The organism is Oleiharenicola lentus (assembly GCF_051660365.1).
Taxonomy (GTDB): Bacteria; Verrucomicrobiota; Verrucomicrobiia; order Opitutales; family Opitutaceae; genus Lacunisphaera; species Lacunisphaera lenta_A.
In genome coordinates this window covers 262,941-285,954 of the sequence record NZ_JBOZXB010000002.1, presented here as the reverse complement: position 1 = coordinate 285,954, position 23,014 = coordinate 262,941, and the positions used below count along the sequence as shown (strand labels likewise).

12 protein-coding genes are annotated in these 23,014 nt (G+C 58.9%); 1 reads left to right on the top strand and 11 read right to left on the bottom strand.

What is annotated here, in order from left to right; translation table 11 throughout:
* The first annotated feature begins 11 nt into the window (after positions 1–11).
* A complete protein-coding gene (locus ACRRQW_RS15955) occupies positions 12–911 on the top strand; it encodes a sugar phosphate isomerase/epimerase family protein (RefSeq protein WP_438482592.1) in 900 nt (299 codons plus the stop codon).
* Positions 912–1,036: 125 nt separating this feature from the next.
* Here the strand turns inward: ACRRQW_RS15955 and ACRRQW_RS15950 are convergent, their stop codons facing one another.
* The 11 genes from ACRRQW_RS15950 to ACRRQW_RS15900 all read right to left on the bottom strand — a co-directional run bounded on the left by ACRRQW_RS15950 (position 1,037) and on the right by ACRRQW_RS15900 (position 23,013).
* Complete coding sequence (locus tag ACRRQW_RS15950; protein ID WP_438482591.1) at positions 1,037–3,136, bottom strand: hypothetical protein; 2,100 nt, start codon at positions 3,134–3,136, stop codon at positions 1,037–1,039.
* A 19-nt stretch (positions 3,137–3,155) separates the two neighbouring features.
* A complete protein-coding gene (locus ACRRQW_RS15945; RefSeq protein WP_438482590.1) occupies positions 3,156–6,299 on the bottom strand; it encodes a glycosyl hydrolase in 3,144 nt (1,047 codons plus the stop codon).
* 109 nt (positions 6,300–6,408) lie between these two features.
* On the bottom strand, positions 6,409–7,761 hold the full coding sequence (locus ACRRQW_RS15940) for an MFS transporter (RefSeq protein WP_438482589.1): 1,353 nt from the start codon (positions 7,759–7,761) through the stop codon (positions 6,409–6,411).
* Positions 7,758–8,864, bottom strand: coding sequence for a glycosylase (locus tag ACRRQW_RS15935; RefSeq protein ID WP_438482588.1), 1,107 nt, complete (start codon positions 8,862–8,864; stop codon positions 7,758–7,760). Before ACRRQW_RS15935 ends, ACRRQW_RS15940 begins: the two co-directional genes overlap by 4 nt.
* The gene (locus ACRRQW_RS15930; protein WP_438482587.1) at positions 8,861–9,946 is read right to left on the bottom strand and encodes a Gfo/Idh/MocA family protein; all 1,086 of its coding nucleotides are present in this window, start codon (positions 9,944–9,946) and stop codon (positions 8,861–8,863) included. The genes ACRRQW_RS15935 and ACRRQW_RS15930 overlap by 4 nt, the downstream gene beginning before the upstream one ends.
* A 9-nt stretch (positions 9,947–9,955) precedes the next feature.
* Positions 9,956–12,280 (bottom strand): glycoside hydrolase family 95 protein, encoded by a 2,325-nt coding sequence (locus ACRRQW_RS15925; protein WP_438482586.1) that lies wholly within the window; start codon positions 12,278–12,280, stop codon positions 9,956–9,958.
* Positions 12,277–13,548: an alpha/beta hydrolase family protein gene (locus ACRRQW_RS15920; RefSeq protein WP_438482585.1), complete on the bottom strand. Its 1,272-nt coding sequence runs from the start codon at positions 13,546–13,548 to the stop codon at positions 12,277–12,279. The genes ACRRQW_RS15925 and ACRRQW_RS15920 overlap by 4 nt, the downstream gene beginning before the upstream one ends.
* Positions 13,545–16,247, bottom strand: a complete 2,703-nt coding sequence (locus ACRRQW_RS15915; RefSeq protein ID WP_438482584.1) for a family 78 glycoside hydrolase catalytic domain — start codon at positions 16,245–16,247, stop codon at positions 13,545–13,547. Before ACRRQW_RS15915 ends, ACRRQW_RS15920 begins: the two co-directional genes overlap by 4 nt.
* Before the next feature lie 77 nt (positions 16,248–16,324).
* Positions 16,325–20,314 (bottom strand): exo-alpha-sialidase, encoded by a 3,990-nt coding sequence (locus tag ACRRQW_RS15910; protein WP_438482583.1) that lies wholly within the window; start codon positions 20,312–20,314, stop codon positions 16,325–16,327.
* A gap of 13 nt (positions 20,315–20,327) precedes the next feature.
* A complete protein-coding gene (locus ACRRQW_RS15905) occupies positions 20,328–21,290 on the bottom strand; it encodes a glycoside hydrolase family 43 protein (RefSeq protein WP_438482582.1) in 963 nt (320 codons plus the stop codon).
* A 106-nt stretch (positions 21,291–21,396) separates the two neighbouring features.
* On the bottom strand, positions 21,397–23,013 hold the full coding sequence (locus tag ACRRQW_RS15900; RefSeq protein WP_438482581.1) for a DUF5060 domain-containing protein: 1,617 nt from the start codon (positions 23,011–23,013) through the stop codon (positions 21,397–21,399).
* Position 23,014 lies beyond the last annotated feature (1 nt).

Genomic DNA, 23,014 nt, shown 5'->3' with positions numbered 1-23,014 from the left:
CGTATTCACCCATGCTCACTCGTCGGCATTTCTTAACCACTTCCGCCACGGCTTTCGCTGCTGGACTCGTCGCGCCAACCGCCTTGCTCCGCGCCACGGAAAACGTGTCAGCCCCACGCTACCGGATCGCCGTGTGCGATTGGATGATCCTTAAACGCCAGAAGCTTGGCGCGTTCCCGCTCGCTCACGAGTTGGGCGCGGACGGTTTGGAACTCGACATGGGGAGCCTCGGCCAGCGCGAAACTTTCGACAATCAACTCGCCAATACCGAAATCCGCGCGCAATTCCACGCGAAGGCCAGCGAACACAACCTCGGCATCAGTTCGATTTCGATGTCGGGCTTTTACGCCCAGTCGTTTGCCGCGCGCCCCAACTACGAGCGCATCGTGCAGGACTGCATCGACACCATGCTGGCCATGCAGGTAAAAACCGCCTTCCTCCCGCTCGGCGTCCAATGCGATCTCGCTAAATTCCCTGAGCTGCGCCCCACGGTGATCGAACGCCTCAAAGTCATCGGGAGAAATTCCGCTGATGCCGGCGTCGTGATCGGCATTGAAACCGCGCTCGATGCGACCGGGGAAGTTGCCTTGCTCGACGAAGTCGGTTCACCGGCAATCAAAAGCTATTTCAACTTTGCGAATGCGCTGCAGAACAATCGCGACCTACATGCCGAGCTTCGCACGCTCGGGCGCGACCGCATCGTGCAAATCCACGCTTCCAATGAAGACGGCGTCTGGCTGGAAAACGATCCGAAGATCGATCTACCCAAAGTGAAGCAAACCCTCGACGAGCTAAATTGGCGCGGCTGGCTCGTCATCGAACGCTCCCGCGACGCCACCGACTCGCGCAACGTCAAACGCAACTTCTCCGCCAACGTCGCACACCTGAAGAAAGTGTTTCAGCCCGCCTGATTGATTCGAGGCGGGCCATCAACCCCGCGAGGCAGTCGTGAAATCCATCCGCCTCATCGGTCTTTATCCGTGTAATCAGTGGCCAAATAAAAACCTCGCGCCACTTTAAACGTCGCACCCGCTCCTCACTTCAGCCCGCCTTGCTCCTCAAGCCACTTGAGCTGCGTGGTGTAATCAAGCTTCACTTTTTCTTCGAACGCTCGCGACCACGGTTTCGCGTCCCACATCGAGCTGCCAGCGCGATAATATTTTGCCGCATAAGTGAACATCCGCTCATACGCCGGCAATGACGCTTCCATGTGCGCGCGAAACGCCGCTGCATGCTCCGGTTTTTTGGTGAGTTCAAACAACCGCTTCTCCAACGCTGCGCGCACTTTGAGGCGGTAAAACTCCACCGTGTAAACGAGCGCCTGGCTATCTTGCACGAAGCGTTGCAGCTCCGCCGCGTGTGCCCCGCCCGCCCCGCGGGCATGTGCAATCTTTGCTTTTGCCAGGCTCGTTTGCGCCATTTCGAGATACAAATCAATCAACGCATCGGGGCGGATAAATGCTTCCGCACTTTCTCCGCGTGCGCGCATCTCCGCGAATTGCGCCACGGGTAAGCTGCGCAAATCCGCGTTTCCTCCGCTCCCACTATACTTCTTCCGATAAAGCTCCGCCGTGTAAGCGTCGATCGGCTGGCTGTAGTAGCGCTGCTTCGTCAGCCCAGTCGGCCCGGCCAGCGGCGCGTCGTCGATCTTCGTGCGATAACTAAGAATGTCGTCCACTTGCGCCTGCACCCAACCGATTGAAGTCGGAAAAAAATTTCCGAAGCGCGTCGCGGTGAGGTTCTGCAAGCCAGGCAAAATGGGATCAGCCAGATCATACCACTCGGTCAGCGCGCGACCGATTTGCGCGTCCCCGAATTTCCGTCCCAACCACGCGGCCGCCCACGCTTGCTCCTCCGCCGCATCGCGTGTAGCTTTCCACAAATAGCGGCCTTCGAGTAAGTGCCACAACTCATCGCGTTCGAACGCGAGCAGCTTTGCGTCCTTGCCCTCCGCATCGAGATCGAGCGTGTAGGGCCAGCACCACGCCTGCGGCGGATAAAACCACGCGCCCTTGAAATACCCAGCATCCTTCCAGTGCCCGATCATTTCCCCGATCAACTTCGGACCGCCGACGCGATACGGCACCGCATCCGCCGGGTCGTGCAGGTTGATGATGTGTCCCTTGAGGAACCCTTTCCACGTCGCATGACGCTTGTCCGGCCACGGACTCGTGATCGTCTCGTCGTTGTGCTTCAGCTCCGAATAAAGATTTTCGTAGAGCGAAGGCAGGGCCGCCTTAAAATCATTCGCCATGGTCCAATCGCGAATCACCAAGCGCGGATTTCTACCGCTTTCCTGCGCCGCTTTGAACACCACGTCACGAAACCACGGCAATTGCTCCGCCTGCGCAAGTGATTCGCCAGGACAAATGTAGAGCCCGACATTGGGAAACTCCTCAAAATAGCGCGTCAGAATCGTGCGGTAATACCCGCGCACCCACTCGTCCGCCTCCGTGTAACGCGCCGCTTCCTTGCCTTCGCGCCCGAGCGCCTTCGCCTGATGCTCGCTGATGTGAATATTGTAGAAATGCGTGAGAATCGTGATGTTTCGCTTGGCGCATTCCTGCGCGAGCCAGCGAAACTGTTCCTGATTACGGTGGATGTCCGCTTTCGTGAACTGCGACGCATCGGGATATTCCGGCAAATCTAGGATGTGCGGAAACAAATGCCCCGACCACAGCACGAGCGTGTTGAGTCGCGCGGAAAGCAGATAATCGAGATAACGCACCATCAGCGGCCGGTCGAAAAACCACGGATAAATCTCCGGGCTCAAGTCCGACTGATAATTCCAGCTCGCGCTCAACATCATAAGCACGGCCCCGCGTAACTCAAAGTCGGGCGCACCTTCCGCACCCACCACCGAATGCATCGCGAGCGCCTCCTGCACCCCATAAAGCACCCCGCCCGGCCCGCCTGCGACCACGTGCGTGGTTTTACCGTTCGCCGCGCGTTCGAGATGGAAGGCTTCCGAGCTGCCCAACGTGTTGTCGATGCGATAGTCGAGTTTTCCCGTCTCACGGTGCCGCTCGATCAATTCCGTCGCGTAGGTCTCCTGCGGCGACCGCTCGGCCCTGCCGACGCCAGTCATCAAGCCTGTCACCAGAAGCACCAAGCCAATCGTTTTAATTCGATTCATAAAAATCCGTGCGGAAACATCAGCGCTCGACCTGCAGCGTCACCGGCCCAAGCAAGCCGGCGGGCAACAATTTATCGCGCTCCAACCGAATCGGCGCGGTAGTCTGCGTCACGCGCTCGATCTCAAAGGTCTGTTGGTCGCCATTCAAACGATTCGCCCACGTGTTCGTGACGGCGATCTCGACCACGTTCGCTCCCGGACGCAGCGCGTGCGTGATCTCCACGCGATAAGGCGCGGTCCACGCCACGCCACAATCCAGGTCGTTGACTTTGACGCGCGCCAGATTTTCGACGCGCCCCAAATCCAGCCACACGCGCCCAGCGTGCGCGTCGATTTGAAAAACTTGCGTGTAACGCGCGGTGCCGGAGTAAAACCGAATCGCCGCATCCGCCTGCTTGCTCCAATCCGTGAGCGCATCGAAAGCCACGCGCTGTTTAAACCCGCCAGGGCTGACATCGAATTCCACCCGCCATGGCGACGGAATCTCCTTGAGAACCTTCGGGCTGACCGGTTTCGCCACCGCGCGATTCGTCTGATCATTCCGTTCGCGCAAGATTACGAAGCGCGCCCCGTATTGCTCCAGTTGTAACGTCACATCGACCCGCCCGCCCGCCTCGCTCGATTCATTCGGCTGCGTCATTTCACCCGTCACCGGATTCCAGATCTCCGCCACCCGCTCGTTGGCCCGCATCGAAAGCGACACCGCGCGCGCCTCGTTCAGCTGGTTACTGACAAAATAGATTTCAGCGCCGTCAGCCGAGCGGTGCGCCCAGTCAATCCCTTCAATCGCGGCACCGACCACATCAGTCGCCAACAAGTCCGGGGTCACGCCCCGCGCATCCAACACACGGTTGAGCGATGCCTCGCCTGGTTTCACCACGACCAATCCCTGCTTCGAAAACTGGGCCAACTTCGCGGCCAGTACCTCCGAAGGGGTTTCTCCTTTCGGCAGCACCAACGCCGCGTAACTCGCGCCACCGGGTAACACGAGCCGCCCCTCTTTCACGCGAGCGAGTCGCAGCAACGCATCGCGATTGATCGAATCCGCCGCATAACCCGCGGGCAGCGCCACGCTGCGCTGCTCGGGCAGGATCGCGCGGGACGGCAGCGTTTCCCCCGCGAAATAAGCCACATCAATTACCGGTCGTCCCGCTTGCAAGAGCGCCGAGCAACGCGCGATGTAATCAGTCCACGCCTTGGCCTCGTGCCACCACGTTTGGTCGCGCTGGAAATAAATCCCCACGCCATCGAGCGTCATGCCCGGTCGGCGATCCAGCCATGGATTGTGCGCAAACACGTGAAATACCACTCGATTCATCCCGAGCGCAAAATGACGATCCGCGAGCGGCTTCAACATCCCCGGGTGTTCATCCCAACGCATGCGCAACTCCGTGAACGCTTCGGCGCCGATGATATTTTTTCCGTAGATGTGCGCTCCGGAAATCGCATCGAGCATGTCGTTCGGTTTATCGTGCGTCGGACTACGGTGCCAAAATTCCCCCATCGGCAGATCCACGCGTCCATAGTGCCGCATGCCATCGCCGGTCATCGTGGGAGCCGTCGCTTCCGCGCTAAACTCACAGCCTTGCGTTTTCGCGAGCGCAGCCAGGGTGCCAAAAAATTTCTCGTCCACGAGGTCTGAAATCGTCAGCCGCACGTCCGCGAGCACCCGCTCAGAATCGGCCGCGCTGCCAATCGGGATTCCTGCGAATAACGGCAGCCATTTCGTGAGTGCGTAACCGCGACGCGTTTTGAATTCCCTGGCGAATTCACCCGTCCAATTTTGGCCGCCCGCTTCCCAGCTGTCGGTGTGAAACACTTTAAGGACCCGGGACGCCAACTCCGGTCCCACGCGCCGCACCGTCTCGGCGAACCATTTGTCGAACTGCAGCGTCACGGCCGCCGCGCTGAATTTGTCCGCTTCGCGACCCTTCCCCGCGCCGGCGGTCTCGTTATATTTACCGGTGCTCGTGTGGCCGACGCGCAGCACCCGCCAACGCCCCGGCTGCGGGGGTTTCCAATTCAATCGTCCCGCTGCATCCATCTGCGCAGTCACATCGATGATGTCCGAAACCGGCACGCAGCGAGCGTCGGGCAACACCTGCGCACTGACGGGAGCGCTGCGCCGCCACACGGCCCCGGACTTTCCCTCGAAGTTTCCAATACGCGCCTCCGAGGACAATTCCAGTCCGCGCAAAATCAGCCTTGCCCGCCATTTGGCTCCGTCGAGATCCTCCGCGCCTTTTTCCGAACCTTCGGGATCAAAACTGAAGCTAAAAAAACGCGCCTTCGTCTCCGGCAGGCTGAACGTATAATCCTCCGCCCAGTCCTGCCAGCCATGACGCGGCGGTTCAAGTTTGAGCAATTCGCGAAACGCCACCCCGTCGTCGCTCACCGCGACTTTCAAGCGCGTAGCTTGATACACGCCGCCATAATTGGGCGTCCAATTCTTGATCACCAGCGAGCGCGCGGTAAACGCTTCCGCAAATTCATAAGTAATACTGCCGGGCTGATCCGCGCGAATCTGTTTCTGACTGACGGGCTCCACGAGAAATTGCGCGTCTACGCCGGGGAAATCCGTCGTAATTTTCGGCACCACCGTTCGTGTGGTTTGAATCGTTTCCTCGCCCGCCGGCCACGCGAGCACGGCGATATCACGGTAGTAATTTTCTTTCGTCGGTGGCTTCGGTAAAATCACGGATGATTCCGCTCCGCCGGTGACGAAAGTTTCACTCCACACCACCTTCTGCATGGAAAGTTCCCGCGTAATCCACGGCCCACCTGCCGTGGCAAAACCGTCGCACACATGCAGGCCAAATTGTAAGCCGAGGCGATCCGCTTCCGTCATCGCGTGCTTCAACATCGCCCACCATTGCGGCGTGAGCGTGCGCACCGGATTAGGAAACAGCTCCGGTTTCTCGACGTCCTTGATGGGCATCAGGTAGGCACCCGCGATTCCAGCGGTCTTCATCGCTTCGAGATCGGCGGTGATGCCTTCCTTGGAAATCGCCCCGTGCATCCAATACCAAAACACCCACGGACGCGCCTCAGGCGGCGGCGCAAGGAATCTCTTTTCGAGTTCGTCCGCGCGGAGACCATGCGTCCCGAAGACGCTAAAAATCGCCAGGAGCCCAATCGCACAGAGGTCCGATACGAATTTCACAAATTTACACGAAATGATTCCAACTGAATGAAACGCTCGCCCCTTCCTCAAGCCGTTCCGCCTCATTCGTTTAAATTCGTGCAATTCGTGCCTGCGCATTTCCCGCTCCTCAAGTGATCGCATGCGCGCGACGCTTCTCCAGCTCCGCGCGAATCTGCGGCTCCATGCGCTCGTATTTTCCGTAGAAAAGGACTGGCACCACGGCGAGCACGAGAAAAATTGCCGGGAGCCAGACGACACTCAGCTCGATGCCGCGCAACACGGCGTCCGTTTGCGCGACATTGGGCTGATAACCGCACGCACCGAGGATCCAGCCGGGCGTCGCGCCACCGAGGCCCGCGCCCGCTTTTAAACAAAACGCCGCGCCGATGGCCGCGAGCAGTCCCGGCGCCCGAATGCCGGTTTTCCATTCGCCATAATCGACACTGTCGGAGAGCACCGAGAACGGCATCGCCATCGCCGCCCCACTCGCGAGAAAGCCAATCGCCCAGCCGGTCATGATCACCGGCACGGAATTCCCCTGCGCAAGGCCCCACGCGACTAACAATTGTCCGACCAGCATGCCCGCGAGCCCCAGTGCCCAGACATTTTTTTTCGACGTTAACCGACAGAACCATGGCAGCATAAAAACCGTGCCCAACGAAATGAAATCCAGCGCGAACGCCGTCGGCACGAGGTCTTTTCTTCCCAAGGTGTATTCGAAAAAATACGGCGCGGCGGACACGCGTGAAATAAATGCGATCCAAAACGCGAAGCTGCTGAAAAAAATCAGCCACCACGGCCAGTTGCCCTTCAACGCGCCAAAGCCGGACAACGCGCCTTGCGGCGGGCTCTCGACTTTCACGACTTCCTTAAGATTTCGAAACGCCATCAGGAACAACAGCACCGCCGCCGCCGCATAAATCGGCACCGTCAGCATGAATCCTTTGCGGTCATCGCCGCCGCCGAGCCACGCCACAATCGGCAACGCCGACAGATTGACGATGAGCACGCCCAGCTTTGAACCGAACATGCGCCAACAAGTCAGCACGACGCGCTCGTTTGGATTCGCTGTAAGCGACGAAAGAATCGCCGTCACCGGGGTATTGATGCCCGTATAAAGCACATTCACGATAACGTAGGTCACTGCCGCGTAGGCGATCTTTGCATTCGTAGTGAGTTCGGGCGTCACAAACGTCAGCGCGCCAAAGACGGCAAACGGCCCAGATAGCCACAGAAACCACGGACGACTGCGCCCCCACTTGCTATTCGTGCGCTCGAAAATGATTCCCCAGATGGGCGCGTCGAGTGCGTCGATAAATTTCGCCGCAAACATAATTGTGCCCGCCGTCGCCGCGGCGATGCCATACACGTCCGTGTAAAATTTGAGCAGGTAAAACGAAATGAAGCAGAACACCAATTGTCCGCCAACATCGGCGGACGCGTAGCTAAAACGCGTGGTGTAAGAGGTCTTGTCGCTCATGGCGTGGTCGCAGGTTGGGGTGATTTAAGTTCTTTCGAAGTCGCGAGCGCGATGACGCGGCCTTGGTCGCCGACCGCGCAGTAAAAGTGATACACGATACCGTCGTGCTTCAGCACCCACGGTTTGTGCGCGAACTGTTTGTCCCACGGCTCACTCGGCTCAACGAGGTGTGCGCCGTCCCATTTCGTCCAGTGCACGAGATCGTAGGAACACGCGAAGGTGTCGAATGCGTTCGGTTTCCAGAACGCGCCGAAATAAAACATCACCCACACGTCGCCGATTTTCGTGAGCTGCGGATCGCCGCTGATGGCCCAAGGCGAAGCGCCCACATTGTTGACCACTGGTCCGTGACCAAGTCGTCGCCACGTCTTGAGATCGTCTGACAATGCGACGCCAATGCTCTCCTGCCCGTAAGGCGGTGCCTTGCCATTGTAGAACATCACAAACGGCGCGCCCAGCGTGCGCTGCTCATCGCGAATGATGCCGCTTTTGTAGAGCGTGGTGTATTCAAAATCCCGCGTGTCCGCTTGCCCAGGCGCGAGCACGGGATTTTGCGGAAGCCGCGTCCATTCGTTCAGCGCCACCGGATTTTCACTGTGCGCGATGCCGATCGCGAGCGGGTCGGGCTCGTAGCCTTTTTTCGCACCGCCGAGATAGGACATCCAATAGCGTCCCTCGTGTTTCGACAGTTCGTGCGAACCGCCCCACTGCGTGTCGTAGAGCGCGAGACCGCCGTCCGCCTGCCACGCATCCCACCCGTCTTTCGTGAACGTCAGGATTTTCCCCAACCGTTCCCATTTCAATAAATCGTCGCTCACGGCGAGATGCGTCTCGTAGCCGACGCTGTCCTTGATCGCGACAAACATCATATACCAGCGACCGCCGTGACGAAACACGTTGGGACAATCGAGCAACTCGCCCGGTTCGCCTTTCAGTAGCACGCCGTATTTGTGCGGCGTCTTCACCTCTTCGTGAATTTTCCTCATCGTTTCGGGTTTCACCATCCGCGGCTTCGCGGTGGGAAACGGCGCGACTTCGGGCCGTTCCGTGGCGTGCACGATCACTGACAAAATCAGCGAACAGCCTAAGAGTCGCCAACTCATCCGAGCAAATCCTCCAACCCATGCCGTGCGAGCACGTCGCGCAGCTTCACCGGCTGACCGCTTTGCGTGGATTCTTCCATCGCCTGCATGAGCGCGACCGTGACGATGCCTTCGCTCACTCCCGGATGCGGATCTTCGTGCTTCGCGATACAGCGGGCGAAATACTCGATGTAGTTTTGGTATTCACCCGCGTGATGCGAGTGACCGCCGAAGCGGAAATAATAGTCGTCTTTGTCCTCGAACGTTTCGACGACGGATTGATCATCGGTTTTCCACGAGTAACGCAGTTCGTAGTAATCCGCCTGTCCCGCTGCGAGCGCACCGCGCAACACGCAACTCATGTTTGAGTCGCGCTGGTTCGGCGTCACCGGACTCGAATACGTGCCGCTCACGCGGGCGATTTTTCCAGACTTCGCCCGGTAGATAAAATGAAAGGTGTCTGGATGCACGAGCCCGCCGGCCTTGCCGTTCTCGCTGAGTCGCGAATAGCCCATCACCTCCTCGATATCCGGCAAATACCAGCGCACGAGATCCACCGGATGGCTTAAGCCACCGTAGAGCCATTTAAACGAATCCGTTTTCGCCCAGCCCTTCGCCAAAAACCAGCGGTGGTCGGCGTTGTAGTAAGCTTCGATGCTGTTGAGTTCACCGTAAACCCCGGTTTCGAAATGCTGACGCTGACGCGTAAACGGCGCGAAGAAGCGCGTGCTTTGGCCGACCATCACGCGGCGGCCACTCGCCTTCGCCGCGGCGATCACCTCCGTCGCGCGCTCCAAGTTTCCGAGAAACGGTTTGGTGCACACGACGTGTTTCCCCGCCTGCAACACACGGATCACATGCTCCGCGTGCAAATGATCGGGCGTGTAAATGCCAACGACATCGACCGCCGGATCGGCAAGCATCGTATCGAGCGAGGTCGTGAACTTTTCCGGAGCGAGACCGAATTCGGCGCAACGTTCATGACCGATTTTTTCATTCGTGTCGCACAAGCGCACGACCTCCCAGAGAGGACTCTTGAGTCCACCGGAGATAATGCTGCGGCCCTCGCCGAGTCCTAACACGCCAAGTCCGAGTGTTTTCATATTATAAAATTAGATTTTCAAAGGTTTCAGGTCAGCACCGAGCATCGCGTTTTTTTGCGGTTCAAGCAGCACCTCAGTCGTCTGCTCTCCGCAGCGAAGGATAAATTTACCACCAATCGCCGAACTCACGCTCACCTCTTTCAGCTTCCCATGTTCCCAACTGAGTTTCAGTTCGGCACCCCCGCGCGCCCTCAAGCCTGAGATCGCGCCCGTGGGCCATGCGCTCGGCAATGCCGGTAGTAACACGATGTCCCCCGTGTGGCTTTGCACGAGCATTTCGCAAATGCCCGCCGTCGCCGCAAAATTGCCGTCGATTTGAAACGGGGGGTGCGCATCGAACAAATTCGGATAAGTGCCACCCGGGCCTTTGTTCGAACCCGCGGGATCCTCGCGCACGAAGTTGAGCTGGTTCATCAAAATCTTGTGCGCATGATCACCGTCGAGGAATCGCGCCCAGAGCGAAATTTTCCAACCCAGCGACCAACCCGTGCCGCCGTCACCGCGATAAAGCAGCGACTGACGCGCCGCTCTCATCAGCTCGGGAGTTTTCCACGTGATGTCCTCGCCAGGAAACACGCCCCACAAATGAGAAACGTGACGGTGAACGTCAGCCGGATCATCCCGATCTTCCAGCCATTCCTGAAGCTGGCCGTGTTTGCCGATTTGATTTGGGGCAATTTGCGCGCGCATCGCATCCAATTTCGCCGCGAAGGCTTCGTCCTTTTTGACAATCCGCGCCGCCTCGGCCGTCCAAGTGAACAAACCGCGAATGATTTGGTGATCCATCGTGGGCCCCATCACAAGCCCGCCGTGCTCAGGAGAATTCGACGGCCCGCTGATCAGCTTTCCGCTCTTCGGATCCGTAACGAGTGTAGCGACGAAAAACTCCGACGCTTCCTTCATCACCGGATAGGCCACTTCCGCGAGGAAACTCTTGTCGCGGCTGAAGCGATAATGTTCCCACAGGTGCAAACAGAACCACGCGCCACCGGTCGGCCAGATGCCGTGATTGGAATTATTAATCGGGGCCGTGCCGCGCCAGCCATCGGTGTTGTGATGCAGCACCCAACCCGGCGCATCGTAGTGCACTTTCGCCGTGCGCCGACCAGTCTCGCGCACTTCGTCGATCAATCTGAAAAGCGCTTCATTGGTTTCCGTCAGATTCGCGACCTCGGAGGGCCAGTAATTCATCTGCGCATTGATGTTCGTCGTGTATTTACTGCCCCACGGCGGCACGAGGTGATGATTCCAAATGCCCTGTAAGTTCGCCGCCTGATCGCCTTCCCGGCTGCTCGCGATCAGCAGATAACGACCGTAGTTAAACAGCAGCGTCGCGAGCGACGGATCGCCGGATTTATCCGCAATCGCCAGCCGCTCGTCCGTGGGCAAACGCCACGAACCGCCGGCGCCAAGATCGAGACGCACCCGGTCAAACAACGCATGGTGATCACGCGCGTGACGCTTGCGGAGTTCGTCGAAATTTAAAGCGCTGGCACGCTTGAGGTAGTCAGCCACCCGCGCAGATGCGTCGCCACTGATGTCGTCGTAACGCTTATAGGCCGAGGCACCCGCCACGATACAGGTGACCGCAGTCGCGCCCGAAACCTCCAGCGATTCCCCGTTTATTTCCACGGTGCCACCCTCCGCAATCACTCGGACGCTGACGGCAAAAGGCAGGCCGCCGTTGCTCACTTTTCCGGTTAAGTGCAGTTCATTTTTTTCAGCTTTAACCGTGAATCCCTCTTGCGGACTTGTGAGGCGTATCCTGCCGTTCACTTTTCCAGGCTCTTCGGCGAAGATGTGTTGGACCAACACCTGATCCGGGAAACTTGAAAATGTCGTGCGCGTAAAACGAGTTTCCCCCACGCGGTAATTTACCGAGGCCATCGCACTGCTTAAGTCGAGTTGGCGACGGTAGTCGGTCGCCGCTTCATGTCCGGTAAGCGCAATCCACAAGTCCGCCATCGGCTGATACATTTCCTGTCGCAACGGCTTGCTCATGAATTTTTCCATCGCGAGCGCTTCCGCTTCCTTTTGCTTTCCCTCCGTCAACAAGCGTCGGATTTCCGGCAAGTGTTTCGCCGCGCCTTCATGCGTGTAGTCGCGTGGTTGACCCGTCCACAGAGTATCCTCGTTCAATTGCAGGCGTTCTTCGGCTAGACCGCCAAAGACCATGGCGCCAAGCCTTCCGTTCCCGACCGGCAAGGCTTCGGTCCAGACCTGCGCGGGTTGGCGATACCACAGAATCTTCGAATAGTCGGGATGCACGGCCGCCGCCGTTGCGAACAACGGTGCGAGCAAGCACAGAGCGAAAAACGCGCGAATTAGTTTCATGGGGTTTGCAGAGTTTGCAGGGTCTGCCGCACCGCTTCCGCGCTGCGCAAGGCGTGCGCAGGCAACGGATGGGCCTCGTTGAACACATGCAGCTTTTCCGGCGGCTCAACGGTCACCTGGCTTTCATCGATAAGCCCGGCGGCATTGCGTTCGATCTTCGCATTCAAACCCAGCCGCATCGCCATGAAACGATACATCGACTGGCGTTTGTTCGGGCCGTAATCGTGACCTTCTTTTGCGAAATGTTCGTAGCTCACGTTTTTCTCCGCGCCTTGGAGCGCGTAGATTTTTTGGAGAAACGGAAACTCCACGTCAGGCGTGTTTTTTGTCCAGTCGCCGCCATCGGAAATCAGGTGCAGCGGACGCGGCGCAGTCAGCGCCGTCAGCATGGCGTTATTCGCAAAATGCTCCGCGCTCCGATGAATCGGTCGTCCGCTTTCACACGGACAACCGCCGAAAAAATAGGCCGACACCATCGCCACCGGCGCGCTGACCGCAACGCGCGGATCAAGTGCCGTGAGCAAAAATGCCTGCGTGCCGCCACCCGATGCACCGGTCACCCCGATCCGCTGCGGGTCGACCCCCGGCAGCGCTGCGAGAAAATCCACCGCGCGAATGTTGCTCCAGGTCTGGATCGTCATCGTGATCTCGTTGCGATGCGATTCCTGTCCGACTTGGGGAATCGAATCGCCGCACCCAAACATATCGACGGTGAGCACGACCGCACCCATTCGCGCGAGCGTCGCGGCGCGAAACTGCATTTGGTCGGTGAAACGGCCCTGCTTCGCGTAATCGGACGGTTGCTTCACGGTCCCCGCGTGCCCCTGCGTCGTGAGAATTGCCGGCGCGAGGCCTTTGGCCCCGAGCGGGCGAAACAAATTTCCCGTCAGGAAATAACCGGGAATCGTCTCGAGCGCGACGTTCTCGACACTGTAGCCGTCATAGTCACGACGCGAATGAATGATCGCGTTGAGCGGCGTGCGCTTCGGCCAAGGAGTAAGTCCCGCGCCGCGCTGCACTTTGTCTCGGAGGAGCGCCGCGTAGGCGTCCCATTTTTCTTTACTGGAAAACTCCACGCCGGCCGCGTCTAAAACCGCTTTGCCCTGTGCTTCAGTCAGGTAATCGCGTTGGCAAAGCACCAGTCCTTCCGCGGGTAGCACGGGAAATCCCACCGGCAACCACGCCAACGCCTCTTCTGCGCGCACGGGCAAGCTCGGCAAACCCAACGTGATGACAGCCAAAAATCCAGCGATGCGCGGCAGCTTCATAATTTAGATTCGAACTGATAACTTCCCGACTCCAACGCGAACAAGGCATGCTCGCTGTCGTGGCGGATAAATTTAACGCCCACACTTTTTTCGACCGCCTGCCGACCTTCTTGGATTGGCGCATCGACTGATGCAGGCAACCAGAGCGTCGCGGTGGTATTGGCGGGTATTTCCACGCAATAGATGAATTTCTGCGCGTCACGTTCCCAGCGCACTTTGATTGGCCCGCGGATCGATTGGTAGCTCGCCTCCACCCACGTGAGGTCGCCCGCGACGCGCGGTCGCAGGACGATATGCTTAAAACCCGGCGTCGTGTCGTCCGGCTGAATGCCGGCCAAATCGTGATAAAACCATTCGGTCACCTGCCCGAGGAAAAAGTGGTTTTGCGACGCGCCATATTGGCCAGTCCAAGATTCAGCGAGAGCGGTGTTACCGCGCTTCAGCTGCATCGCGTAACCGGGCATGTCCGGATTCGTGATCAGTTTGTAGAGAAGATCCATTTTCCCCGCGTCGGTGAGCGCGCGAAACAGATACCGCGTGCCCACCGCGCCGACGGTGGCGTGTCCGCGCGTTTCAATGTCCTTCAACGCTGCCGCCAACACAGCGTCGCGATGCTCCGGTTCCACGATTCCCAGGGCGACGGGCAGTAACTGTGAGGTTTGCGAACCCGTGCCGTAAACTTCCGGCGGGCCGGCTTTGAAAAAATCACGATTGAAAACCGCGCGAATCTCCCCGGCTTTGCCGGCAAATGACTTCGCTTCGTCCGCACCATTCAAAATCGCGGCAACTTTCGAAAGCGTGACGGCGTTAAGGTAATAATGCGCGGTCGCGGTGAGCGCCGGCGGCGTGAGGTTCGCGCGCCCGCCTTTGTCCAACACGACGTCATACCAGTCACCGAGGCCTTCTTTTAAAACTCCCCCGGCGGCCAATTTTTCCAAATACGCGAAGTAATGCTTCATCGCGTCGTAGTGTTCGCGCAAAAATCCGCCATCGCCTGTGAACACATACTGTTGCCACGGCACCTGAATAAACGTCGCCCCCCACTCGGCCGCGCCGCGGAACGTGCCTTTGAACACCGTATATTCCGGCGCGATGTTCGGCACGAAACCATCGTCGAGCTGGGCTTCGCGGATGTCGCGGATGTTCTTCGCGGCAAGTCGCGTGATGTCCCACTCGTAACGCAACGCCGGGCCGCACAGATGATTTTGTTCGAGCCAGCCGAGTTTCTCGCGATGCGGACAGTCCGTGAGCACCGACACCATGTTCGAACGCTGCGCCCAGCGCACGAGATCACGAATCTGATTCAGCACCGGATTCGACGTCGCAAACGTGCCCACCGGTTCCGCCGTCGAGTGCACAATCACCTGTTCCACCGATTCCACTTCAGGCAATGCCGCGCCTGCAGTCGCAGCCATCAATTCGGTATAAAGATAACGCGAACCAAGGTAATAAAACTGCGGAAACCATTCCTCGATGCCATCGGTGTCCTTCGTGTATTGCCACCACGCGCTGCCGCGGTGCGCGCCACCCATCGTGCCACGCTCAATCGTGCCGTCGGGTTTCAAGACTTCGCCCGCCGTCAATTTGATCACCGAACCTTTCGGGCCGCTCACCCGGATTCGCGGCATGAACGACGTGTTCTGGCCGAAATCAAACACCACCACGCCCGGCGCGAGTGTTCTCAGATCGACCGGTTGACGCGTTTCAATCGGAGCGATCGCTTCCGTCGCCGCGCTGTGGCCGCGCAATACCGCGAGCGAATCGCCGGTCGCTTTAACCGCCGGCCACTGTGCCGCGTCGAAGCCGGCTTCATTCCAACCTTTTAGCCCGAGACGCGCATCAAAATCTTCGCCGCCGTAAATACTCGAAAACGTAATTGGGCCGGCGTGCGCGCGCCAGGTGTCGTCGGTCACGACGAGTTCGCGTGAGCCATCCGCGTAGTCGAGTTCGATTTGCGCAATCGCGCGTTGCTCGCCGAACGAACCGATAAACTTCGCGAAACGTCCTGCCGGACGCACCACGTGGAACATGCCGTTACCCAGCGAAAGCCCGACGGCGTTCGCGCCGGTGCGCAGCAACGCGGTAATGTCGCGCGTATCGTAAAGCACGGTTTTGCGGTAGTTCGTCCAGCCGGGCGATAGCAGATCCACGCCCGATTTTTTACCGTTCAGGAAAAGTTCATACTGGCCCAACCCCGTCACGTGCGCCAACGCACGACGCAGGCCCGGCTTTACGACAAAGTCTCGACGCAGCAGTGTGTTTTCCAACTGCGACGGCGCGCCGATCCATTTTGCCTGCCAATCGCGTTCGCGCACCACACCGGCTGTCCAAGTCGCGACTTCGCTCCAGGCGGTCGGCTTGCCATCGCGATCCCAGCTGCGCACTTTCCAAAAAACGCCCTGCGACGAAGTCAGCGGTTTACCCGCGTAAGGCACGTGTGCGGTCTGGTCGGTGGAAACTTTTCCGCTGTCCCACAAATCGCCGGTATTCGCCGCGAGTTTCTCGGCAGAACTCGCCACGAGCACTTGCCACGCGGTTTGTTTTTGGCCGCGTTCGGCGGATTGCACGCGCCATTGCAACACCGGCGACACCACATCAACGCCGAGCGGGTTGACGGCGTGATCGGTTTTCAAATCGGTGACGATGAGCGCAGCGTGTGCAAATCCTGCACATAGAAGAAATGCCAACACGGTGGGCATCGGTCTCCGCACCGACGTCTGCCCGCAGCAGCGACCTCGCCGGCCGCCCAAAAGCAACCTCATCGTGGCAACCAGACTCATAACTTCTCCGGATCGATCACGACGTGTTTGATCTGTTTGCGATCAAACGTGTAAGTCGCGTGCACTTTACCGTCGGCGGCCTGGATGATCGCCGGATACGCATAACCCGCCGCGCGCGGCACGACTTCGAGTGTCGCCACCGTGCGCCAGATCACGCCGTCGTCGGAGATCGCGAGATTCAGCGGATAACGCACGCCTTTCGACGGACGCTCCGGCGGCGGCGCGGTGTGGTTATAGATGAGCAGCTGGCGACCGTCTCTCAACGTCACGGCGTCGGTGCCGGAATTCGGATTCGGCAGACCCGACGACGCGAGCGGGGCCCAAGTGCTGCCTTGATCCGCCGAGAAGGAAGTCGCGAGCACGCCTTCCCGCGTGCGGCCCAGCGTTTGCAGGCGACCATCTTTATGAAACAGAATACTGCCCTGAATCATGTCGAGATCGACGGGCCCTTTTTCAACCGGGCCGATAAATTTCCACGTCTTGCCTTGGTCGGTCGACAACTCGAAATGCGCGCGCCAGCCCGTCGGCGTGCCCTCGATGCTCGACGCGGAGAGCCAGGCGCCATCGGCGAGTTGCACCGGTTTGTTTTTTATCGGACCCAGGATGCCGTCCTGATCGGGCAAACGCACCGGCTTGCTCCAGGTTTTTCCACCGTCGGTGGACGTGACGAACTCGCCCCACCATTTCGCGGGCGACGGGCCTACTTTGAAAAACAACACCAGCGGGCCGCCTTTCGGCGCGAACAACACCGGATTCCACGTGGGGAGACGCGGGCCGTTTTTCTGGATGCCGTTGGCGACTTCTTTCGCGGGGAGCCACTGGCCGTTTTCCTGACGCGCAAACCAAATCACGACGTCGGGATTGCGTTCCTTCGTGCCGCCAAACCAGGCCGCCCCGAGTTGACCGGGCGCGATTTCGACGATCGTGGATGCGTGGCTTTCCGGATAACTCGCGTTGGCATTGATCAAGGACGACGAAATCACTGCCGGATGCTTCGGTGCGTCCGCTTCGGATTGCTGATTCGTGAGAGGCCGCAGTTCGATGTGCCCGGAGAACTCCCCTTGCCCGTCCTTCAAATCGAGACGCCATTCCGAGCGCTCTGGCGGGCCGCCTTTCACCCACGCGCCAGCAATATGATTGAGCAAACGCATCGTGCCACCGACGCCTTCTTTCGAAGCACCGAAGTAATTGAACGCTTCGATACCGCGCACCTCGAACGAGTTTCCTTTCGCGCCGTGCACGCGCAGCCACTCGACCCCGGAGCGCGGGCCGCGCACTTCACCGCTAAACAACGGCAAGTTCCATTGACCAAACAACGCTGACGCGCGGCGATTCGGCAGATTTTTTCCCGGACCGTAACCGAGCCACTCCGCCGTAAACGGTTGGTCGACGAGTTTGAGTTCGACACCGATTTCCAGCAACGATTCCACTTCCGTCTTCGCTTTCGTGACGTAATCGATGGTCAACGCGCCGTCGTTCGCGACGCGATACGTGTAGTCGACCGTGAATCCGTTTTTGTCATCCGCGCGGTATTCAACCGAAGCTTGAATGACCGAGCCATTCGTATCGGAAGTCACATTCCACTTGGTCGCTTTCGGCGGCAGATTCTGGAGATAACTTTCCCACGCACGCGTGTCCTTGCGACGGTCGAGGACGTTGCGTTCCGAGTAGGTCGGCGGACGCCACACGACGGCAGTGGAAGCTTCGGCAATTTGCGCGCCGCCGATTTCGAGCGCGGCGAGCGAGCCGGTTTTCGAATCAAACACATAGCGCGCGGCTCCGGCGATCAGCGTTACTTTGCCGTCTTGATCTGCGACGGTGACTTTCGCGTCGGCGGGCGCGACCGGCGGGCGCGCGGCTTCGCCGAGATCGCCCAGACGCACGCTGCGGCGATTCAATTCGTGGCCTTTCGGGTCGTAGAACGCGAAGTGCACATAGTAGCCGCTAGCGGGCGCATCGCGTTTGATCGAGTCGGTCGGCAGCTTCAGACGCGTGTGCGAGTGCGGCGCGCCGGATAATTTTTCCCGACCTCGCGCGACGATTTTGGCACCGCGATAGATCGTCCACTCCGCGCGCACCGTGGAGAGATCGGTGAAATCGTAATCGTTGCGCAATGGGATGAGCACGTGCGGTTGACCGGGTTTGAAATCCAGGCGCTCCGCGAGCACCTGCACCGGCGCGTAAGCCGATTTCGTTTCCCAATAGTCGATCTGCGGCGTGCGGTTCGCATCGACGATGCCGTCGGTGCCGTAGTTGCCGTGCGCGTCGTAGATTTCGTCTTTGCCGGCATCGGACTCGCGCACGAACTCCGCGCCTTCGCGCGTGATCTTGGCCTTGCCCAACATCGGATCCAACACTTCATTGCCAGCGGTTTTGCGGCGTAATCCTTGATCCGCCCAGAGCCAAATCATGCCGCCCGCGCCCGAGGGATGACGGCGAATCGCGTCCCAACGCTCCGCTTGTTCGCCGAAATCATCCGCGCCAAGTGCGTGGCTGAATTCCGTCGTGATCAGCGGACGCGTCGCCCGCGAGAGAAAATTATCGTAGTCGTCCGCTTTCCAATAGTGAGGTGCGACGATGTCGATTTCCGGTGGCAGGCCGGCATCGAAACGAAAGGGAAACAGCGTCGGCCGCGTGGCATCGAGACCTTTGACCGCGCGCACCGTCGCGAGGTGCAGCGAGCTAAACGGGTCTTCGTTTCCAATGCTCCACACAACGACCGACGGGCGATTGCGATCGCGCTTAATGGTTTCATGCACGCGCAGAAACGCGCCTTCCGCATAACTCGGATCGCTCAGCCGATCACCACCGAACCCGTAAGGCACTTCCTCAATCACGTAGAGCCCGAGCTCGTCGCACAAGCGGATAAAGCCTTCCGCGTGCGGATAGTGCGCCGTGCGCACGGCGTTGATATTACCCGCCTTCATGAGGCGAATGTCTTCGATCCAGTGTTCGCGGCGCGTCGCGCGGCCGACATCCGGATGTTGGTCGTGCGCCGCCACGCCGTGCAGTTTCACAATTTGACCGTTGATGCGGAAAATACCGTTCGCGGTCGAAATTTCGCGGAACCCAATGAGGTCTTCCCACGCATGCTGCACTTTGTCGTCACGCAGCAATTCGACCCGCAAACGATAAAGATTCGGCGTCTCCGCGTTCCACGACGCGGGCTCTTTCACGCGCATGGCGAGCGGCGCGTCGAAACCGTTGTGCGCGCCGGCGACCACCGCGGTGAAATTTGTGCGCTGCACTTCCTTGCCGTCGCGGGTGCTGAGAATTGCGCGCACTTCAAACGGCGGCGAGTCGGCGAAGAAGTCAGCCTTTTCGTTGCGCATCACATGCGCGCGAATCTTAAGCGTCGCGTCGCGGAAATTGTCATCGAAATCGGTGACGACTTCGACGCTCTCAAGATTCCACTCCTTCGGCATGGTTTCGAGCCACACGCTGCGAAAAATGCCCGGCAGCGCCCAATCGTCATTCGCATCGAGTTTGAAGAGCGGCGTCTGTTGGCGCACCCGCACCGCGAGGCGATTCTGCGCGCCGGGCAATAAACCGGATGACACATCGAATGCGAACGCCGTGAAGCCGCTGTCGTGGCGACCGAGCAGTTTGCCGTTGAGCCAGACCTCCGCCGATTGCCACACGCCGCCGAAATGCAGCAGCGTGCGTTTTCCCTTCACGCTTTCGGGGGGGTTGAAGTGATAGAGATAAAATCCCTCCGACGTCGTGCCGTTGACGTAATGAGGTTCTTCGAAACCGTGCGTGGTCCAATTCGAGGGCACGGGGATCGGCTTAAAGGCCGACGCGTCGAATGTGTCCGCGTAAAATTTTCGGAGCTTGTCGGCTTCGTCCACATTGGGCGCGAGGGCGAATTGCCACGTGCCGTCGAGCGATTGGCGAGTGGAGAGGCCGCTGTTGGTTTCCGCCCGCGCACTAAAAACAGAAACCGCTAGAAAGAGAGAACAGAGAAAGGCATTTAGACGTTTCATGACAAAGCGGAGTTTATTTATTGAGCAGGGTTGCGATCACGTCGCGCGGCACGGCAAGGATGCAGCCGTGGCGGGCATCTTTGGGGAAAGTCACTCGATCGCTCACATCTTGCCACGTCTGCAAATCTTTCGAGACGACGAGCCCGATCGCGTTGAGCATATGCTTGTCGAAATAGACGCGGTATTCATCGCCGACCTTGATCGCCGCCGGGCCTTCCGCCCAATAGTTTCCAGTGAGCGCGGGCGAAGCTTCGCTCCACGGGCCGGCGAGAGATTTGCCGCGCACCAGGCGGATGTTTTTCTCGGTCTTCGGCTGCACGGTTTCGTTTTTGACGAACATCAGCCAGTCATTCGTGCCATCCTCGGCTTTGATCAAATTGGCATCGATCACGTTGTAGCCGCCGTCGTAGAGCAGCTTCGTCGGTGTGTAGGTTTTGAAATCTTTCGTCGTGGTCGCGTAGATGCGATGATTCCGCTCGGGACGTTTGTTGGACATCGCCGTCTCGGGATATTTGCCGAGAATAGTGGTCGACCAGTGGATCAGATACTCGCGCTTCGCGTCGTCCCACACGAGTTCGGGGGCCCAGGAATTCTGGGCTTCCGCTTCGTGCGCCATGACGGGAATCGCCTGCTGGTCCGACCAGTGGATCAAGTCCTTCGACGACGCATAGCCGATCGTCTTCCCCGTCCAGCCCGTCGTCCACACGAGGTGAAACGTGCCGTCCGGTGAACGATAAAGCGCGGGATCGCGCATCAGTTTATTTTCGCCTACGGTCGGCTGGAGATAGCTCTTCCCTTCGTTCAGCATCGCGAACGAATAACCATCCGCGCTCCACGCGAGGCGGAAGCCCTCGCCTTCGCGATCGTGATAGAAATACGCGAAGAGGTAGCAGGTTTCAGGAAGCTTCTCGGCGGCGCGGGCAATGAGCCCAGCGCAGCAGAGAACAAAAATGCAGAGAAATTTTGAGTAAGTCATGAGGCCTAAATTTTTGACCACGGATCTCACGGATAACACGGATCCGAAATCAGACTGATCTGTGTTATCCGTGTCATCCGTGGTTTAAAAAAATTAACGCATCGCTTCAGGGCTCGACCGGGGCTTTGACGACGGGCTGGGGTTTCGGGCCGCCGACCCAGCGCAGGCGGATCGCTTGGTAGGGTTTGCCCGGAAGATTGATTTCGCGACCGTCACGATCGGCGAACACGTAGCGGTTTTTCTTTTTCAACGTGATCGCGCCTTCCACCGGCGTGATGGTCATGTCCCAGGTGTCGATGACATCGACTTGAAACTGCATGCCTTCGACGAGGCCATTGCGATAGAGCGAAGGCGCCCACGAGGTCGGTTTTTTTTCGCCGAAATAAACGAGATAATATTCGCCCGCCTTGCCGACGAGGCGCACATCCCGCCATTGATCAATCGGATCAAGGCCGGAGGCGGGAGCGTCTTCGAGGATTTTGCGCAGGAACGCGAGCCGCGGCGCGCTCTCGCCTTTCAGTTTGCCACCTTGGGCGAGCCAGACGACCTGACGTTCGTCTTCGAAAAATTCGCTGTGGCCGCCGTAAGTTCCCGCGACAGTTGCATTCCAAAAATTACGCACCATGTCCCGGCCGGACAACTGCGCCCAACGCAGTTCGTGGTTACCTTCGTAATTGAGTTCGTCGTAAACGACCGGCTTGCGCCACACATCGCGATACAGTTCCGCACGGCCCGGCTCGGCCGCGGCCATGCCGTTTTGAATACTCGAGTGCGTCACCCACGGCTTGCCGTTGTCGTAGAGCAAGTGGCCGTTGTGAATCGAACGTAGGTGATTGTAAGGATCGTTGGCTTGCACGACTTGAAAATAGCGATCCCAGTCGGCGACGGTCTTGGTGCGGAGGAAATCGTATTCGTTGCCGATCGACCACCAGATGTTGCGATACGCGGCGAGGCGCGCGACGAGGTAGCGAAGGTAATGATCGTCCGCTTCGGTCGACATCGTTTCGAAGCCCCACTCTTCATCGTCGTCGTAGGGGTGAAACAGAATCAGATCGCACTCGATGCCAAGATCGCGGAGTTGACCGACGCGTTTTTCGAGGTGTTGGAAAAAATCCGGATTGAAGCGCGTGTAATCCCAGTCGCGCGGCGCCTTGCCGACATACGGCCAGCGTTCCACGGGCATGAATTTCACTCCGTGCGCCTGCGGAAACACGAGCATGCGCACTTTGTTGAACGGCGCAGTCGCGAGCGTTTTGAGCGTTTCCTCTTCCATCGCGGCGGGCCGGTGCGTCCACGAATAGATGGTCGTGCCAATTGGTTTGAACGCGCTGCCGTCCGCGTAGGCGAAATGGTAGGTGTTGCGCACGCGCACGGGGCCGCGGTTTTTGCCAGTCGCCGGTGTGACGGTGAAGACGCCGCTCTTGTCAGTCAGCGCCCAGCGATTGCTCTTCGTTTCGTAGCGCCACTCGCCAGTCGTCTCCGGCATGAAACGCACGCGATACACGCCGTCGCCATCGTAGAAGCCGTTCACCTCAACCTTGCGCACGCCGTCGGTGAACGTCGCCGTCAGGCGCACGTCGACAAACGGGTTGCCGTCGGCCGGGCCTTTGAGCGCGACTTCGTAAAGGCCCCATTGTTCGACTGAGGTCGGCGCGGCGCGCAGCAACGCACCACCCAACGATAAAAACACGAGGAGAAGGCAGAGGGCTCTAGGTAGTTTCATA

Excerpts from the sequence above, each read along its gene's own strand:
- ACRRQW_RS15900 (WP_438482581.1), bottom strand. The coding sequence starts at position 23,013 with ATGAAACTACCTAGAGCCCTCTGCCTTCTCCTCGTGTTTTTATCGTTG.
- ACRRQW_RS15925 (WP_438482586.1), bottom strand. The coding sequence starts at position 12,280 with ATGAAACTAATTCGCGCGTTTTTCGCTCTGTGCTTGCTCGCACCGTTG.
- ACRRQW_RS15930 (WP_438482587.1), bottom strand. The coding sequence starts at position 9,946 with ATGAAAACACTCGGACTTGGCGTGTTAGGACTCGGCGAGGGCCGCAGC.
- ACRRQW_RS15935 (WP_438482588.1), bottom strand. The coding sequence starts at position 8,864 with ATGAGTTGGCGACTCTTAGGCTGTTCGCTGATTTTGTCAGTGATCGTG.
- ACRRQW_RS15910 (WP_438482583.1), bottom strand. The coding sequence starts at position 20,314 with ATGAAACGTCTAAATGCCTTTCTCTGTTCTCTCTTTCTAGCGGTTTCT.
- ACRRQW_RS15955 (WP_438482592.1), top strand. The coding sequence starts at position 12 with ATGCTCACTCGTCGGCATTTCTTAACCACTTCCGCCACGGCTTTCGCT.
- ACRRQW_RS15940 (WP_438482589.1), bottom strand. The coding sequence starts at position 7,761 with ATGAGCGACAAGACCTCTTACACCACGCGTTTTAGCTACGCGTCCGCC.
- ACRRQW_RS15915 (WP_438482584.1), bottom strand. The coding sequence starts at position 16,247 with ATGCCCACCGTGTTGGCATTTCTTCTATGTGCAGGATTTGCACACGCT.
- ACRRQW_RS15905 (WP_438482582.1), bottom strand. The coding sequence starts at position 21,290 with ATGACTTACTCAAAATTTCTCTGCATTTTTGTTCTCTGCTGCGCTGGG.
- ACRRQW_RS15920 (WP_438482585.1), bottom strand. The coding sequence starts at position 13,548 with ATGAAGCTGCCGCGCATCGCTGGATTTTTGGCTGTCATCACGTTGGGT.
- ACRRQW_RS15950 (WP_438482591.1), bottom strand. The coding sequence starts at position 3,136 with ATGAATCGAATTAAAACGATTGGCTTGGTGCTTCTGGTGACAGGCTTG.